This is a genomic window from Mycobacterium sp. DL592 (genome assembly GCF_011694515.1).
In the GTDB taxonomy this organism is placed as follows: domain Bacteria; phylum Actinomycetota; class Actinomycetes; order Mycobacteriales; family Mycobacteriaceae; genus Mycobacterium.
This window is the reverse complement of sequence record NZ_CP050192.1, coordinates 1,017,650-1,033,289: the sequence shown is the minus strand read 5'-3', so window position 1 is coordinate 1,033,289 and position 15,640 is coordinate 1,017,650. Positions and strand designations below refer to the sequence as shown.

The window sequence follows — 15,640 nt, the reverse complement described above, 5'->3', positions numbered from 1 at the left end:
CTCTAACAGGGTATTTACGTCAACGAAGACGGGATCAGCGGCTCGTCGAGCAGGCGGCCGAAACGCTCGGTGAGTCCCACCCCGGCGGGGCGGCCGTCGAGCCAGGACCGCAGCAACCGGTAGCCCTCCACGTAGGTGCTCGTGTACGCCCGCCACAGCGGCGAGGACAGGAACCGCAGCGACTGCCGCGCCCGGGTGTCGTCGATCAGCAGCCAGCGCTGCAGGAAGGCGGCGACGTCGTCGGCGTCGCGGTGTTCGTCGTGCAGCATCAGCGCCGCGTCCTGGCGCACGTCGGCCAGGGCGGCCGAGGCTTCCGAAAGCGCCTCGGCGCGTTCGCCGTCGAAGCGCAGACCCAGATCGGCGTAGATGTCGGCGGCCCAACTCCCCCACCCCGGGCCGACCGCCGCATACAGCGCCAGGTCGGCAAGACCTTCGGCCATCAAGCACTGCGGGGTGTTGACCAGGAAGATCGTCTGCTCCTGCTGATCGTGGCCGGCCACCAACCCGGCTTCCTTGCGGCAGTGCTCGGTGTGATGGCCGGGGTAGGACTCGTGGGCGACCAGCCGCGGCAGGTTGGCCATCTGCTGCTTGAGGTCGGCGTTGACCGCCACTGTCGAGCGGTAGTCGCCCTCGTAGTAGTTGAACCCCGACCACGGCTTGTCGGTGACGACTTCGTAGACGATGGTCTCGGCGTCGGGCAGCGGGTAGGTGGCCCGCACCATGTCGCGCAGCGCGCTGGAGAAGGCGTGGATGCACTCCTCGAGCCGGTGCGGCGGGATCTCCTCAGAGCTGCGGTGGGCGGCCATCCGCTCGACGAGCGGTCCGGTGCCGCCGAGCACCTCGTCGATGCGAGCGTGGGCGGCGCGGTAGCGGTCTTCGTCGCCGCGGCTGATCCGCACGTCGAAGTAGGCCTGCACCTCGTCGACGAACCCGACGGGTTCACCGGCGAACTTGCGCGCCGAGAATGCCAGGGCACGCAGGTGGGCGCCGATGAAGTCGGCGCGCTGATCGGTGAAGCTGTCGGTGCGCGCAACCTGCGGCAGCGCAGCCAGCAGGCGCTGCGCCTCGCGGGCCAGCTCGGCGGGCTGCGGGGCGGGCTCGTCGGCCACCGCGCGGCGCAGGGCCGGGTCGCCGGTGAACGAGTCGACGTAGCCTTCCTCGATGCGGTCGAAACGCAAACCGAGCATGAGGTAGTCGCGGATGAGGGTGCCGGGCTCCATGCCGTCCACGCTAACTGCAAGACTGTGCCCATGGCGCGGCTGAGCGAACCCAGCCCCTACGTGGAGTTCAACCGGAGCGAGTGGCGCGGACTGCGCATGTCGACTCCGTTGAAGCTCACCGAGGATGAGCTGACCGGGCTGCGCGGTATGGGCGAGCAGATCGACCTTCTCGAGGTCGAAGAGGTCTACCTGCCCCTGGCCCGATTGATCCACCTGCAGGTGGCCGCGCGGCAACGGTTGTTCGCCGCGACCGCGGAATTCCTCGGCGAGCCGCAGCAGAATCCCGACCGCCCGGTGCCGTTCGTGATCGGCGTGGCAGGCAGCGTGGCCGTCGGCAAGTCGACGACCGCGCGTGTGCTGCAGGCGCTGCTGGCCCGCTGGGAGGACCACTCCCGCGTCGACCTCGTCACCACCGACGGGTTCCTCTACCCCAACGCCGAACTCAGCCGCCGAAACCTGATGCACCGCAAGGGTTTTCCGGAGAGCTACAACCGGCGCTCACTGATGCGCTTCGTGACGTCGGTGAAATCCGGCGCCGACCAGGTGTGCGCGCCGGTGTACTCGCACCTCATCTACGACATCGTGCCGGGCGAGAAGCACGTCGTCACCCACCCGGACATCCTCATCCTGGAGGGGCTCAACGTCCTGCAGACCGGTCCGACGCTGATGGTCTCGGACCTGTTCGACTTCTCGGTCTACGTCGACGCCCGCATCGAGGACATCGAGCAGTGGTACATCGAGCGGTTCCTGGCCCTGCGCAGCGGCGCATTCGCCGACCCGGCCTCGCACTTCCACCACTACGCCGGGCTGTCCGACAGCCAGGCCGTCGCCGCCGCCCGCGACATCTGGAGTTCGATCAACCGGCCGAACCTGATCGAGAACATCCTGCCGACCCGGCCGCGTGCCACGCTGGTGTTGCGCAAGGACGCCGATCACTCGATCAACCGGCTGCGGCTGCGCAAGCTTTAGTTGGCGGTTCCGGTCAGCGGGTTGAGCCGCAGAATGGGCAGCGGAAATTCCACTTCCGGCTCGTCTTCGGGGTCCTCGTACAAGCCGACCGTATAGACACCCGCGAAGTACACCGAGATCGACAGGTAGTGCGCGAACACTCGGAACTTGACCGGCGTGCCCGGGTTATCAGGCCACTGCCAGGCGAAGTCGAGCAGCCCCATCCGCTCGCCCTCAGGGGATTTGGCGATGATGAACCGCCGCATCTCGTAGTCGGTGCCACCGGTGGTGTGCACACCCAACACGAGCGGGATGGTGATCTGGGTGGGGAAGCTCTCCACCAGGCAGCTGGTCATCGGGAAACCTTCGGCGGTCACACCGCCGGCTTCTTCGAGAACTGCCCGCCGCGATGCCGCAAATACGTCGACCTGCATCGGGCAAACCCTAGTCGGGGTTCGCCCCCGGCGGGGCAAGCCGGTGGATATGCCAGGGTGAACACTTGGGACCTTTCTGATCGCAAATGCCTGCTACACAGCTCACGCACAGATAGAGTTCGACATCTGCGCTGAGGTCGGGTTGCGCATGAAAGCCCTTTCTCCGTGCGCCCACCCGTCAGGCAGCACGACTCACGAGGACCTTGCGATGACTTCAGCCCATTCCGTGTCGACCCGTTCTGCCGCCTGCTGGGTGGGCCGTGTCGGAGGCCTTGCAGTGGCATTGGGGGTCGGCGTCGGAATCGCGTGGGCGGCCGGCAGCGCGCAGGCCGACACCGGGTCCTCCTCAACCGGATCGTCGGCGCGGCAGCAGTCTTCACACTCGGCGTCGTCATCGAAAGCCGGCACGCGGACGACCGCCGCGCGTCCCTCGGCGGCGGTGACCGGCCCGGTCGCCACTGTCACTCACACCCCTACCGTCACCTCCCGGGCAGCAGCGTCGACCGCCAGGACCGCCGTCACCACGGCGAGCGTGCCCGTCGCCTCGGTCACCGCGTCGGCCACCGGAAATCCGATCGTGGACTTCGTGGCGATCTTCGTCAGCGACGGCACCGCCGACCATCCCGACGCCGGCATCCTGTTCGGCAACGGGTACAGCTACACCACCGCGACCTGCGCCAGCCTGTCGTGCGCGGGCGGGCGCGGCGGCCTGCTGTACGGCAACGGCGGCAACGGCGCCAACGGAGGCCCCGGCGGGGTCGCCGTCTTGTTCGGCAACGGCGGAAACGGCGGCGACGGCATCGCCGGTGTCAACGACGGCCGCGGCGGCGACGGCGCTTCGGGCGGACTGTTCTCCGGTAACGGCGGCGCAGGCGGTGCCGGCATCGACGGTGTGGCCGGGTTCAACAACGGTGCCGGCGCAGCCGGTGGAAATGGCGGCAACACAGGACTTTTCGCGATCGGCGGCACGGCGGGCAGCGGCGGAGCCGGTGGCAACGGCTTCGAGGGTAACGATGGGTCGTCCAGCAGCGACTACGGTGCCAACGGCGGCAATGGCGGCACCGGCGGAGCGGGCGGTGCGGGCGGAAACGGCGGTAACGCCGGCTTGCTCTCCCTCTTCAGCCGCGGCGGATCCGGCGCAGCAGGCGGCACAGGCGGTCACGGAGGCGACGGCTCCTACGGCAACAACGGAAGTGCAGGCCTCAATGGCGACGAGGGCGCCCCCGGCCAAGCCGGCCAGGCCGGAGGTAACGGCGGCAACGGCGGATCGGGTGGCGCAGGCGGTGCGGGCGGTGACGCCGGCCGGGGCTCGATCCTGTTCGGTACCGCCGGAGGCAACGGCATCGGAGGCGCAGGCGGTAAAGGAGGCGACGCCGCCCCGGGCGGCGACGGCGGCAACGGCGGTTATGCGACGAACGGCAGCCCCGGCCAAGCCGGCGGCAACGGTGGCAAGGGAGGCGACGCGGGCCTGGCCGGAGCCGGCGGCGTCGGCGGAGCCAGTGGCACTGGCGGCAGCGGCGGAGGCCCCGGGGACGACGGCCTGGCAGGCGCAGCGGTGACCAGCGGCGGCAACGGCGGCAATGGCGGAAACGGCAGCAGCGCAACCACTTCCGGCGCCGACGGCGGGTCAGGTGGCGCCGGCGGCGACGGCGGGTCGGTAGGCAACGGCGGGGCCGGCGGCAACGGCGGCAACGGCGCCGCCGGCACGGGCGGATCCCAGGGTTTCCAGCCGGGCTCCAACGGCGGCAACGGCACCAAGGGTGGCGCCGGCGGCGCCGGCGGAAACGGTGGCGCGGGCGGATCGACCTCGGGCAACGGCGGCGCGGGCGGGCACGGCGGAAACGGCGCCGACGGCGGCGTCGGCGGGCTTGGGGCCGTGGGTCTGTCCCAGATCCAACCGGGACAGGCGGGCCAAAACGGTGGCAATGGCGGAAACGCCGGCGCCGGCGGAAACGGGGGTAACGGCGGCAACGGCGGCACATCGGTATCGGGCGTTAAGGGCACCAACGGCAACGGCGGCAACGGGGGCAACGGCGGCGCCGCCGGCAATCCCGGCGACGGCGGCCAAGGAGCAAGCGGCTTCGAGGGAACTCCCAACGGCGCCAAGGGCGGCAATGGCGGCAACATCGGCAACGTGGGCGCCGCCGGTACCGGGGGCTCAGCAGGTGTCGGCGGTACCGGTGGCAGCGCCGGTCAAAACGGTGCCACCGGCGCGCTTCCCACCACCGCGGTCGGCAACGGCGGCTATGGCGGCGACGGCTGGGAACCCACCGACGGAACTAACGGCGGCGACGGCGGCGACGGCGGCAACGGCGGCAACTACGGCAACGGCGGACAGGGCGGCAATGGCGGCGACGCGTTCGCCGGCATCGGCGGCAACGGCGGAAACGGCGGCTGGGGGTTCAACGGTGGTTCGGTTGAGGCCATCGGCGGCTCCGGCGGTTCAGCTGGCAGCGGAAGCTACAACGGCGGCAACGGCGGCAGCGGCGGTCTGGCGTTCGCCAACGGAACCGGGGGTGCGACCGGCGGCACAGGCGGCACCGGGGGTGCGGGCTTCAACGGCAGCCAGGGCGGCAAGGGCGGCGACGGCGGTGCCGCGTTCGTCCAGAACGCCGCGTCGGGAGGTACCGCGACCGGCGGTGCCGGCGGAACGGGCGGTGCCGGCGCGACTGCAGGCGGCCAGGGCGGCAGCGGCGGGACGGCCTATAACAACGGGTTGGGCGCTGCGACCGGTGGCGACGCCGGCGACGGCGGTGACGGCAGTGACGGCGGACCCACCAGCACGCCGACCGGACCCGGTGGCAAAGCGGGGTCCGGCGGCGGCGCGGTCATCTCGACTTCGACGTCAACTGCTACCGCGACCGGCGGTAAGGGCGGCAAGGGCGGCACCGGCACGGTCGGTGGCAATGGCGGATTCGGTGGATCGGCCACCACGACCGGAACCGGTGCCGTCCACGCAGGCGCCGGCGGTGCCGGCGGTGAGGGTGTCACCAACAACGGTGGCAGTGGCGGCACCGGCGGCAGCGTGACGATCGACAACACCGGGTCGAGCGAGAATGCCGTCGGTGGCGCAGGCGGTAAGGGCGGTAGCGGCGCGGCTGTCGGTGGCGCCGGCGGCAACGGCGGCACCGCGCAAACCAACGGCAGCGGCGATGCCACCGGCGGCGCGGGCGGCGATGCCGGGGACGGTGACAGTGGCGGCGGTAACGCAGGTGCGGGCGGCAATGCCTTTGCTCTCGGTTCCGGAGAGGCCACCGGTGGAGAGGGCGGCGAAGGCGGCCGGGCGGGCACGGCCCCACGGCCGGCGGAACCGGCGGAACCGGCGGAACCAGCGGCACGTCGTCGACTACGACCGCAGTCGGTGGCGCGGGCGGAGCTGGCGGAACAGGCCAAGAATCGGGCGGACAAGGCGGCGCGGGCGGGGAAGCGTCCAACTCCGGCAACGGCTCGGCTCACGGCGGCGCGGGCCACGATGGCGGTGCGGGCACCGGACCCGGTAGCACGGGCGGCCAGGGCGGTAACGGCGGAGGTGCGACGACCTTCGGTAAAGGCTCGGCCGTCGGCGGCAACGGCGGCAACGGCGGCAACGGCGCAGCAGGCGATTCCACCGGCACCGGCGGAACGGGAGGCAACGGCGGCCTTGCATACGTCTTGACCCCGAATGCTACGGGGACCGCGGACGGCGGCCGCGGCGGCGACGGCGGCGACGGCGGCGCTGGCGGTGCCGGTGGCGATGGCGGGGGCGTCTACACGACGGGAACCGGAGCGATGACAGCGGGAGCCGGTGGAACCGGCGGTGACGGCACAGCGGGCAATGGCGGCAACGGCGGAAAAGGCGGACAGGCCAACATCGACAATGTGGCGTCCGCCGCCAACGCCAACGGCGGCAACGGCGGCAACGGCGGGACGCCCGGCGGCGTGGGTGGCAGCGGCGGCAGTGCGTCCACCACTGGCACCGGTACCGCGACCAACGGCCAGCCGGGCAGCCCCTAGAACTACTGCCCGAAGCGGCGGTGACGTCGGCTGTAGTCGCGTAGCGCGCGCAGGAAGTCGACCCGGCGGAACGCCGGCCAGTGTGCCTCGGTGAACCACATCTCCGAATAGGCGCTCTGCCACAGCAGGAAACCGGAGAGCCGCTGCTCGCCCGATGTCCTGATCACCAGATCGGGATCGGGCTGGCCGGAGGTGTACAGGTTCTCCGAGATGCCGTCGATGGTGACGGCCTCGATGAGCTGTTCGGCGGTGGCGCCGTTGGCCAGCTCCTTGCTCAACAGCGCGCGGACGGCGTCGACGATCTCCTGGCGCCCGCCGTAACCAACGGCGACGTTGACGTGAAACGACGCCGGCGGCAACCCGGCGGTGCTCTCGACGGCCTCGCGCACGCGGCGGGCCGGCTCCTCCCCGAGCAGCTCCAGATCGCCGACCGTGCGTGCGCTCCACCGATTGGCGGGCGCGCAGATCTCCTCGACGACGTCGGTGATGATCTCGATGAGCGCGGCGAGTTCGTCAGGGTCGCGCTGCAGGTTCTCGGTGGACAGCAGGTACACCGTGGCCATCTCGATGCCGGCGTCGGCGCACCAGCGCAGCATCTCGGCAATCTTCTTGGCGCCCATCCGATAGCCGTAGCTGACGTCGTCGTGACCAGCGTCACGAGCCCAGCGCCTGTTGCCGTCGCACAGCACGGCGATGTGCCGCGGTAGCTCGGACTTCGAGCGCGCGAGCTCCTGGCGCAGCCGCATCTCGTAGAGCCGGTAAGCCGGTTCTTTGAGGCGAGGCGGAATGATCTCCACGACGAACCAGACTACTGTGAGCATGACGTGCCCCCGCGCGCTATGGAGGTGACATGACCGCAGGAGTCGACACCACCGATCCCCGCCGTTCCCAGTCGTCAGACGCCGAGGACTTCCCCGAAGCCGTCGTCGACGCCGCGGTCGAATTCCTCGGAAAACCACGGCTGCGGGGCTGGATTCACGTCTACGCCGCGGTGATCGCGGCGATCGCCGGGGCAGCCCTGGTCTCGGTCTCGTGGTCGCTGGGGTCCACCCGCGCGGGCATCGCCACCCTGATCTACACGCTGACGATCGTGGCGATGTTCACCGTCAGCGGCACCTATCACCGGGTCAACTGGACCTCACCGTCCGCGCGCAAGTGGATGAAGCGCCTCGACCATTCGATGATCTTCATCTTCATCGCCGGCAGCTACACCCCGTTCGCCATGCTGGCGTTGCCGGAACGCAGCGGCGCCATTCTGCTCACGATCGTGTGGAGCGGGGCCGCGGCCGGGGTCTTGTTGAAGTGCTTCTGGCCGTCGGCGCCGCGGTGGGTCGGCGTCCCGCTCTACCTGCTGCTGGGTTGGGTGGCGGTGTGGTTCATCGTGCCGATCATGAACGGCGCCGGCGTCGCGGCGATGGTGCTGCTGATCGTCGGCGGCGCGCTCTACAGCGTCGGCGGCGTGCTGTACGGGCTGAAGTGGCCCAACCCGTGGCCGACGACGTTCGGCCACCACGAGTTCTTCCACGCCTGCACCGCGGTGGCGGCGATCTGCCACTACATCGCGATGTGGTTCGCGGTCTTCTAGGCCTTAGCCCGTAGTGATGTTCTCCGGGCCCCAGTAGGCCTTCATCGAGGCGATCTTGGCCTCGGCGTCGAACGTCATCACGCTGATGATGCTGATCTTCATGCCGTGGATGGCCAGCGTCCAGTAGAACGCCGCCTCGTGGCCGAGCACCCGCAGCGTCTCGATATCGGCTTGGCTGCTGGCGTTTTCGACCGCGGTGTAGAAGGCGCGGATGGCCTGGCGGCCGATGTGAACCTCACCGCCGACCGGGTCCTCGACGGTGGCGTCGGCGGCGTACAGCGTCGCGATGGTGTCGGCGTCGCCCTTGGCGACGGCATCGAGGTACTGATGGACGGTCTGGGTGATCTGCTCGGCACTCGGCATGGCCGGAACGCTACACGGGCACGCCCAGCGCCTCGGACAGATCCTGGGCAGTTGTCACCGGCAAGTCACACGTGCGGCCGCGGCACACATAGGCCGCGTCGGCACCGCGCACCCGGCCGCGCCCGGCCAGCAGCGGCGACGAGTCCACCGCACCGCCGACGACGATCGTCCCGCCGGGTGCGAACTGCCGGGCGGCCGCCAGCAGCACCGAATCCGGCGACGCACACGAGACGGCCACCTGCAGTGGGCCGCGCACGGCCGCTTCGGCCACGGCCAGCCAGTGCCCGGCCGAGCGGGGCGCCTTGGCCAGCAGCGGCGAGTGCGCCAGCAGCGTGCCCGCGGCGGCGTCGCCGTAGCGGGCCACCCAGTCACCGTCGACCATGTGCGCGATGGTCAGCAGCGCCTCGGCGATCAACGACGCCCCCGCGGGTGTCGCACCGTCGAGCGGGTCGGCGGGACGCACCATCAGCGCCTCGGCGTCGTCGGCGCTGTCGAACCAGCGGCCCGGCCGGTCGGGGTCGGCGAAGTGCCGCAGCGCCAGGCTGATCAGCTCGGCGGCGGTCGTCAGCCAGGACTGGTCGGCGGTCAGTTGGTAGAGGCTCAGCAGCCCGGTCGCGAGCGCGGCATGGTCTTCGAGGATGGCCGCGCTGTCACCGACCACGCCGCCGAGGCTGGCCCGCCGCAGCCGCCCGTCGACGATGTGCAGGCTCACAATCGCCTCAGCACACCGCAGTGCGGCGTCCAGCAGACTCGGATCATCAAGGGCCACACTGGCTTCGGCCAACGCCGTGATCGCCAGCCCGTTCCACGCGGTCACGATCTTGTCGTCGCGCGGCGGCTGCACCCGGCTCGCCCGCGCGGCCAGCAGCGCGGCACGCACCCGCTCGAAGCGATCGACGTCGTCGGGATCCGACAGCAGCTGCAGCACCGACGCGCCGTGCTCGAACGTCCCCTGCTCGGTGACGGTGAAAACCGTTGCAGCCCAAGCCCCGTCGTCCGCACCGAGCACCTCGGCAAGCTGTGCGGGCGTCCACACATAGGTGGAGCCTTCCGATCCCGCGGCGTCGGCGTCCAGCGACGAGGTGAACATGTCACCCTCGGCCAGGTCGTTGATCAGGAACGCCGCCGTCTGCGCGGTGACCCGGCGGGCCAACTGGTCGCCGGTACGTCGCGCCCAATGCGCGTAGGCACGCAGCAGCAGCGCGTTGTCGTAGAGCATCTTCTCGAAGTGCGGGACCACCCAGTCGGGATCCACGCTGTAGCGGGCGAAGCCGCCGGCCAGCTGGTCGTAGATCCCGCCGCGCGCCATCGCCGTCGCGGTGCGGGCCACCGCGGCCAGCGGCAACGGCGAACCGGTGCGCTCGTGGTTGCGCAGCAGCGCCTCGAGCAGCGCCGACGGCGGAAATTTCGGCGCCTGCCCGAACCCGCCGCGGTCGACGTCCTCGTCGCGCAGGATCACCTCGACGGCGTGGTCGCACAGCGGCGGCGAGACATCCGGGCCGCCGCCGGGCAGGCCGGAGGCCATCCGCCGCAGCTCACCGGCGACCTGTTCGGAGGCCTGCTCGACGTCGCCGCGCTGGGTGCGCCAGGTGTCGGCGACCGCGGCGAGCAACTGCAGGAACTGCGCCTTGGGGTAGTAAGTGCCGCAGAAGAACGGCCTGCCGTCCGGGGTGAGGAAACACGTCATCGGCCAGCCGCCCTGACCGGTCATGGCCACGGTGGCGTTCATGTACACCGCGTCGAGGTCGGGACGTTCCTCGCGGTCGACCTTGATACAGACGAAGTCGGCGTTGGCCGCCGCGGCCACCTCATGGTCCTCGAAGGACTCATGGGCCATCACGTGGCACCAGTGGCAGGCGGCGTAGCCGATGGATAGCAGGATCGGAACGTCGCGGCGGGCGGCTTCCTCGAGGGCCTCGGGGCCCCACTGCTGCCAGTACACCGGATTGTCGGCGTGCTGACGCAGGTAGGGGCTGGTGGCCCCGCCCAGGGTGTTACCCGCTGGACTCACTGGCGGTCTTCCCGGGTTCAGCTTCAGCCTCGGGTTCGGCGTCCTCGGAGGCCGTCTCGGCGGGCTCGTCGTCGAAACTCTTCGGCAGCTTCTTGAGGTGCCGGTTCATCGACCACACAAGGATGAAGACGCCGATCAGCAGCAGCACCACGACCAGCAGACCCAGCGGGCTGGCCTTGCCGAAGTCCGGCCCGGAGTTCTTCGGCGGATCGGCGAGCACCGACACCGCCGTGGTCAACAGGTCAATCACTCGAATATCTCGATTCCGGCGAACAGGTCTTCCTCGGGCAACGTCGCGGGTACCCGTGAGCGAGCCAGTTCGAACTCCTCGGTGGGCCACAACCGCTGCTGCCACTCTATGGGTGTCGCGAAGAAGAACCCGGAGGGGTCGATCTGGGTGGCGTGCGCCTTGAGCGCCTCGTCGCGGACGTGGAAGTAGTCCGAGCACGGAACCCGGGTGGTCACCCGGCCGGCGTGCACGTCGATCTCCGGGTCCCAGTTCTCCAGCCACTTGGCGAACGGGCCCTCCTGGCCGTTCTTGGCGAACTCGTCCTGCAACAGTTGCAGGCGCGCCCGCAGGAAGCCGTGGTTGTAGTACAGCTTGCTGACGCTCCAGGGCTCCCCGGCGTCGGGATGCAGCCGGTGATCGGCTGCCTCTTCGTAGGCGGCCACCGAAACCTGGTGGCAGCGAATGTGATCCGGGTGCGGGTAGCCGCCGTTCTCGTCGTAGGTGGTCATGACGTGGGGGCGGAACTCCCGAATCAGCTTGACCAGTTCGGCCACGGGTTCTGCCAGCGGCACCTCGGCGAAGCAGCCTTCGGGCAGCGGCGGCAACGGGTCGCCCTCGGGCAGCCCGGAGTCGACGAACCCCAGCCACCGGTGTTCGACACCCAGGATCTCGGCGGCTCTGGCCATCTCGTCGCGGCGCACGTCGGCGATACGGCCACGAACGTCCGCCAGGTCCATCGCCGGGTTGAGGATGTCGCCGCGCTCACCGCCGGTCAGCGTCACGACCAGCACCCGGTGGCCTTCGTTCGCGTAGCGCGCCAAGGTCGCCGCACCCTTGCTGGACTCGTCGTCCGGGTGGGCGTGAACGGCCATCAACCGCAGTTCGGTCACGTCTCCCTCGATTTGCTCTCGCGTACTGCTGCACCCTGCGTACTGCTGCAACGTCGACAGCACGCCCTATAGTCCAATAGTTCCATCCGGGGCATGCATACCCGTAATCAAGCCCGCTGACGAGAGTTGCACTCCACACCATGACCGAAGGCCGCACCAAGCTGGAGTCGAGGTACGGCCGGCAGCGGATGTCGGCCACCACCCGGCGGTGGCTGGCGATTGCGCTGGGTGTGGTGGCCCTGGCCCTGGGAGTCGTCGTCGCGGTCGTCGGCTATCAGCGCTTCGAGGGCAACGACGTCGAGGGAACCATGGCCGCATATGAGGTGGTGGACAGCCAAACGGTGTCGGTCACGATCAGCGTGACTCGAAAGGACCCGTCGCGGCCCGCGCATTGCATTGTTCGGGTGCGGTCGCGCGACGGCGCCGAAACGGGCCGTCGCGAAATTCTGGTGGCGCCGTCGGAGCAGAAGACCGTGCAGGTGACGGCCACCGTGAAGTCCTCTAAGCCGCCATTCGTCGGCGATATCTACGGGTGCGGTATGGACGTCCCGTCTTACCTGGTCACACCCTAGGTTCGCCTGGTCGCGGCGGCGCGCTGGTGGCCCGCGTACGAACGGCGAACTGCGAATTTCTGAAAGCTGTGAGTCGCCTCGGTGGTAGACTTGTCCGATACACGGTTCCTGCTGGGAGCCGTGTATTGCTTCATTAGCGCGTTTATACGCAGCTCTTCGATGGCAATACACGCGGCACCGCCCGCATGGTTCCCGGCAGCGACACACAGACTGCACCGCTTGCCGCGGAAATAACGAATGAGGAGCACGACGATGACCGATACCCAGGTGACCTGGCTGACCCAGGAGTCATACGACCGCCTCAAGGGCGAGCTCGATCAGCTGATCGCCAATCGTCCGGTCATCGCCGCCGAGATCAATGACCGGCGCGAGGAGGGCGACCTGCGCGAGAACGGTGGCTACCACGCCGCCCGCGAGCAGCAGGGGCAGGAAGAGGCGCGTATCCGCCAGCTACAGGAGCTGCTGACGACGGCCAAGGTGGGCGAGGCCCCCAAGGTGTCCGGTGTGGCCCTGCCCGGCTCGGTCGTCACGGTCTACTACAACGGCGACGAGTCCGACACCGAGACCTTCCTGATCGCCACCCGCCAGGATGGCATCGACCACGACAAGCTCGAGGTCTACTCCCCCAACTCTCCGCTGGGCGCTTCGCTGCTCAACGCCAAGGTCGGCGAGACGCGGTCCTACACCGTGCCCAACGGCAACATCGTCAAGGTGTCGCTGGTCAGCGCGGAGCCCTACCAGGGCTAGCTCGCCGCCGCGTGGCACGCATCGCCGAAGACCTGCTGCTGCTCCTGCTCGACAACGCCGCAGCGCAGCCTGCAATCGAACGCGGCACTCTGCAGCGGCTGATGGCCGCCGCGGTGCTGCTGGATCTGGCCTACGAGTGCCGGATCCGGCCCGCCTTGCCGCACGAGCCGGTGGACTCCGATCGGCTGGTCGCGCTGGCCGGCCCTCCCCCGGCCGATCCGGTGCTGCGCCCGGCCCTGTCGTTGCTGCTGCAGGCGCCGATGACGCCTGCCGCGGCGATCGCCAAACTCCGCAAACGCGCCGAGGACGATGTGCTCGACCAACTGTTGCGAACCGGGCAATTGCATCAGGTGCAGTTGTCCTCACATCGCTTGCGCCGCAACGACTATGCCTGGCCGATGGCCAACCGCACCCGGGTGGACCGGGCCCGCTCAGCGCTGCTCGCGGCCCTGTTCGACGGGCAGCGGCCCGATCCGCAGACCGCGAGCATCGTGTCGCTGTTGCATGCGGTGAACGCCCTCGGCGTGCTGCTGTCGCTCAACGAGCGCGGGTGGCAGTGGGTTGCCGGCCGGGCAAGTGAAATCGCCAGCGGCACATGGGTTGACGACGCCCAGATGGCCGACATCAATCTTGCGGTGACGACGGCCGCAGTCCGGGCAGCGTTAGCTTAGGGCCTGTTCGAGGTCGCCGAGCAGATCGGCCGGGTCTTCGATGCCGACCGACAGCCGGACGAGGTCGTCGGGAACCTCCAGCTGTGAGCCCGCCGTCGACGCGTGGGTCATCGCCCCCGGATGCTCGATCAGCGACTCGACCCCGCCAAGGGACTCCGCGAGAATGAAAATCTCTGTGCGAGAGCACAATCGGCGTGCCGCATCGGCACCGCCACGCATCCGGATCGAGACCATGCCACCGAAACCGCGCATCTGGCGGGCGGCCACATCATGGCCCGGATGACTCGGCAGACCCGGGTAGAGCACCTGGGTCACCGCGGCATGCCCGTCGAGGAACTCGGCGACCTGCGCGGCGTTCGCGCTGTGCCGCTGCATCCGCAGTTCCAGTGTCTTGAGTCCACGCATGGTCAGGTAGGCGTCGAACGGGCCAGGCACGCCGCCGGCGCCGTTCTGCAGGAACGCAAACTTGGTGTCGAGTTCCTCGTCATTGGTCACCAAAGCGCCGCCGACGACGTCGGAGTGCCCGCCGATGTACTTCGTCGTCGAGTGCAGCACGATGTCGGCGCCCAGGCTCAACGGCTGCTGCAGCGCAGGGGACGCAAAGGTGTTGTCCACCAACACCTTCACCCCGGCAGCACTGGCGATCTGGACGATCCCGGCGATGTCGGCGATCGACAGCAGCGGGTTGGTGGGCGTCTCCACCCAGATCAGGCGGGTGCGGCTGGTGATGGCCGCGCGCACCGCGTCGAGATCCGACAGCGGCACCGGCGTGTGCTCGACGCCCCACTGGCTGAACACCTTGTCGATGAGCCGGAAGGTGCCGCCGTAGGCGTCGTCGGGGATCACCAGGTGGTCGCCGGGGCGCAGTACCGCGCGCAGGGCGCAGTCGGTGGCGGCCATGCCGGAGCTGAACGCGCGCCCGAAGGTGCCGTCCTCGACCGCGGCCAGCACCGCCTCCAGCGCCGCGCGGGTCGGGTTGCCGGTGCGGGCGTACTCGAAGCCGCCGCGCAGGCCGCCGACGCCGTCCTGGGCGAAGGTGCTGCTGGCGTAGATCGGCGCGTTGACCGCACCTGTCGCGGGGTCCGGCCGGTAGCCGGCGTGGATGGCTTTGGTCGCGAAACCCTGTGCCCGGTGCCGGTCGGCGGCGCTGCGTTGCTCACTCATCGCCATCGAGCCTATCGGCATGAGAAAAGGCGCTCACCTCCGGCGGTGAGCGCCTTTTCCCGTCAGAACTCGGGTGGTTACGCGGGGACCGGTGCGACCTCGCCGCCGGTGAGCCGCCGGTAGACGAAGATCTCGAAGAGATACGCCACCGGAACTGCGACGATCAGACCGATACCGCAGAGCAGCGCCCCGACCAGGGTGATCGCGATGGCGACCAGCCAGGCCAGGATCGCCGGTCCGAAGTTGGACTTGACGATGTCGAAGCTGGTTTTGATCCCGTTGATTGCAGAGAGGTTGCGGTCGACGACCGCCACGATCGCGAACATCGTGAAGATCGACACGAGCAGGCCGGGAATGACGCACAGGAAGTTGCCGATCGCCGACAGGATTCCCACGATCACGGTGGTCAGGACCACGTTGGCGACGTTGCGCGGCTTGAAGAACGAGCCGACGCTGACCTTCTGACCGTTGGCGATGTCGAGCAGGCCACCGACGTAGGCCGAGGCGATTGCGCCGGCCACCACCAGCAGCGCGATGCCGCCGATGATGAGCACAACGGTTCCACCCGCGCCCAGCTGGATGCCGGACGAGTAGCTGAAGCTCGAACCGTCGGACTCGTAGACCGTGGCGGTATCGGGCGACATGGCACCCAGGACAGCCGACAGGATGCCGCTCAGACCGCCGACGATGACACCGAGCACCAGCGTGGCGACGAGCAACGGGACGGCGTTCTTGGAGAACTGGCCCCAGGCCCAGGAGAAGGCCTCACCGATGCTGACCTGCGGTCCGCTGGGCGGCCCGTATCCGGGCGGC

The 15,640-nt window shown here is 69.4% G+C and carries 16 protein-coding genes; 7 read left to right on the top strand and 9 right to left on the bottom strand.

Translation table 11 applies throughout. The features are described from left to right. Window positions 1–14 precede the first annotated feature (14 nt). Window positions 15–1,220: a DUF885 domain-containing protein gene (locus HBE64_RS05065; protein WP_167098523.1), complete on the bottom strand. Its 1,206-nt coding sequence runs from the start codon at window positions 1,218–1,220 to the stop codon at window positions 15–17. A gap of 30 nt (window positions 1,221–1,250) precedes the next feature. Between HBE64_RS05065 and coaA the strand changes: the two genes are divergently transcribed. Beyond that, complete coding sequence (coaA, locus tag HBE64_RS05060) at window positions 1,251–2,189, top strand: type I pantothenate kinase (protein ID WP_167098520.1); 939 nt, start codon at window positions 1,251–1,253, stop codon at window positions 2,187–2,189. Here the strand turns inward: coaA and HBE64_RS05055 are convergent. After that, window positions 2,186–2,602, bottom strand: coding sequence for a hypothetical protein (locus HBE64_RS05055; RefSeq protein ID WP_167098517.1), 417 nt, complete (start codon window positions 2,600–2,602; stop codon window positions 2,186–2,188). The two genes, coaA and HBE64_RS05055, sit on opposite strands and share 4 nt — an antisense overlap. Window positions 2,603–2,879: 277 nt before the next feature. Here HBE64_RS05055 and HBE64_RS05050 point away from each other — a divergent pair, with 277 nt between their 5' ends. Both HBE64_RS05050 and HBE64_RS05045 read left to right on the top strand, forming a co-directional pair. Further along, window positions 2,880–6,257, top strand: a complete 3,378-nt coding sequence (locus HBE64_RS05050) for a hypothetical protein (RefSeq protein ID WP_167098514.1) — start codon at window positions 2,880–2,882, stop codon at window positions 6,255–6,257. After that, window positions 6,254–6,595, top strand: coding sequence for a hypothetical protein (locus tag HBE64_RS05045; protein ID WP_167098512.1), 342 nt, complete (start codon window positions 6,254–6,256; stop codon window positions 6,593–6,595). The genes HBE64_RS05050 and HBE64_RS05045 overlap by 4 nt, the downstream gene beginning before the upstream one ends. Before the next feature lie 2 nt (window positions 6,596–6,597). Here the strand turns inward: HBE64_RS05045 and HBE64_RS05040 are convergent, their stop codons facing one another. Further along, window positions 6,598–7,392, bottom strand: a complete 795-nt coding sequence (locus HBE64_RS05040; RefSeq protein ID WP_167108716.1) for a (2Z,6E)-farnesyl diphosphate synthase — start codon at window positions 7,390–7,392, stop codon at window positions 6,598–6,600. Between the two features lie 53 nt (window positions 7,393–7,445). Between HBE64_RS05040 and HBE64_RS05035 the strand changes: the two genes are divergently transcribed. Beyond that, a complete protein-coding gene (locus tag HBE64_RS05035; protein ID WP_167098509.1) occupies window positions 7,446–8,180 on the top strand; it encodes a hemolysin III family protein in 735 nt (244 codons plus the stop codon). 3 nt (window positions 8,181–8,183) lie between these two features. Here the strand turns inward: HBE64_RS05035 and HBE64_RS05030 are convergent, their stop codons facing one another. From HBE64_RS05030 to mca, 4 genes are read right to left on the bottom strand one after another with little or no spacing between them, the layout of a single operon-like run. Further along, window positions 8,184–8,543 (bottom strand): SgcJ/EcaC family oxidoreductase, encoded by a 360-nt coding sequence (locus HBE64_RS05030; RefSeq protein WP_167098507.1) that lies wholly within the window; start codon window positions 8,541–8,543, stop codon window positions 8,184–8,186. Window positions 8,544–8,553: 10 nt separating this feature from the next. Next, a complete protein-coding gene (locus HBE64_RS05025; protein ID WP_208300649.1) occupies window positions 8,554–10,575 on the bottom strand; it encodes a thioredoxin domain-containing protein in 2,022 nt (673 codons plus the stop codon). Next, the gene (locus tag HBE64_RS05020; RefSeq protein ID WP_167098501.1) at window positions 10,538–10,804 is read right to left on the bottom strand and encodes a hypothetical protein; all 267 of its coding nucleotides are present in this window, start codon (window positions 10,802–10,804) and stop codon (window positions 10,538–10,540) included. The genes HBE64_RS05025 and HBE64_RS05020 overlap by 38 nt, the downstream gene beginning before the upstream one ends. After that, window positions 10,801–11,673 (bottom strand): mycothiol conjugate amidase Mca, encoded by an 873-nt coding sequence (mca, locus tag HBE64_RS05015; protein WP_167098498.1) that lies wholly within the window; start codon window positions 11,671–11,673, stop codon window positions 10,801–10,803. Before mca ends, HBE64_RS05020 begins: the two co-directional genes overlap by 4 nt. Window positions 11,674–11,813: 140 nt before the next feature. Here mca and HBE64_RS05010 point away from each other — a divergent pair, with 140 nt between their 5' ends. The 3 genes from HBE64_RS05010 to HBE64_RS05000 all read left to right on the top strand — a co-directional run bounded on the left by HBE64_RS05010 (window position 11,814) and on the right by HBE64_RS05000 (window position 13,663). Next, window positions 11,814–12,245 (top strand): DUF4307 domain-containing protein, encoded by a 432-nt coding sequence (locus HBE64_RS05010; RefSeq protein WP_167098495.1) that lies wholly within the window; start codon window positions 11,814–11,816, stop codon window positions 12,243–12,245. A gap of 252 nt (window positions 12,246–12,497) precedes the next feature. Continuing rightward, window positions 12,498–12,992 carry a transcription elongation factor GreA gene (gene greA / locus HBE64_RS05005; protein ID WP_167098493.1) on the top strand — a complete coding sequence of 165 codons (495 nt, stop codon included), beginning with the start codon at window positions 12,498–12,500 and terminating at the stop codon, window positions 12,990–12,992. Window positions 12,993–13,003: 11 nt separating this feature from the next. Next, on the top strand, window positions 13,004–13,663 hold the full coding sequence (locus tag HBE64_RS05000) for a GPP34 family phosphoprotein (protein ID WP_167098490.1): 660 nt from the start codon (window positions 13,004–13,006) through the stop codon (window positions 13,661–13,663). Here the strand turns inward: HBE64_RS05000 and HBE64_RS04995 are convergent. Beyond that, the gene (locus HBE64_RS04995; RefSeq protein ID WP_167098487.1) at window positions 13,655–14,827 is read right to left on the bottom strand and encodes a cystathionine gamma-synthase; all 1,173 of its coding nucleotides are present in this window, start codon (window positions 14,825–14,827) and stop codon (window positions 13,655–13,657) included. The genes HBE64_RS05000 and HBE64_RS04995 overlap by 9 nt on opposite strands. Before the next feature lie 77 nt (window positions 14,828–14,904). Further along, the coding region (locus HBE64_RS04990; RefSeq protein ID WP_371744094.1) for a hypothetical protein at window positions 14,905–15,640 on the bottom strand (736 nt) is incomplete at its 5' end.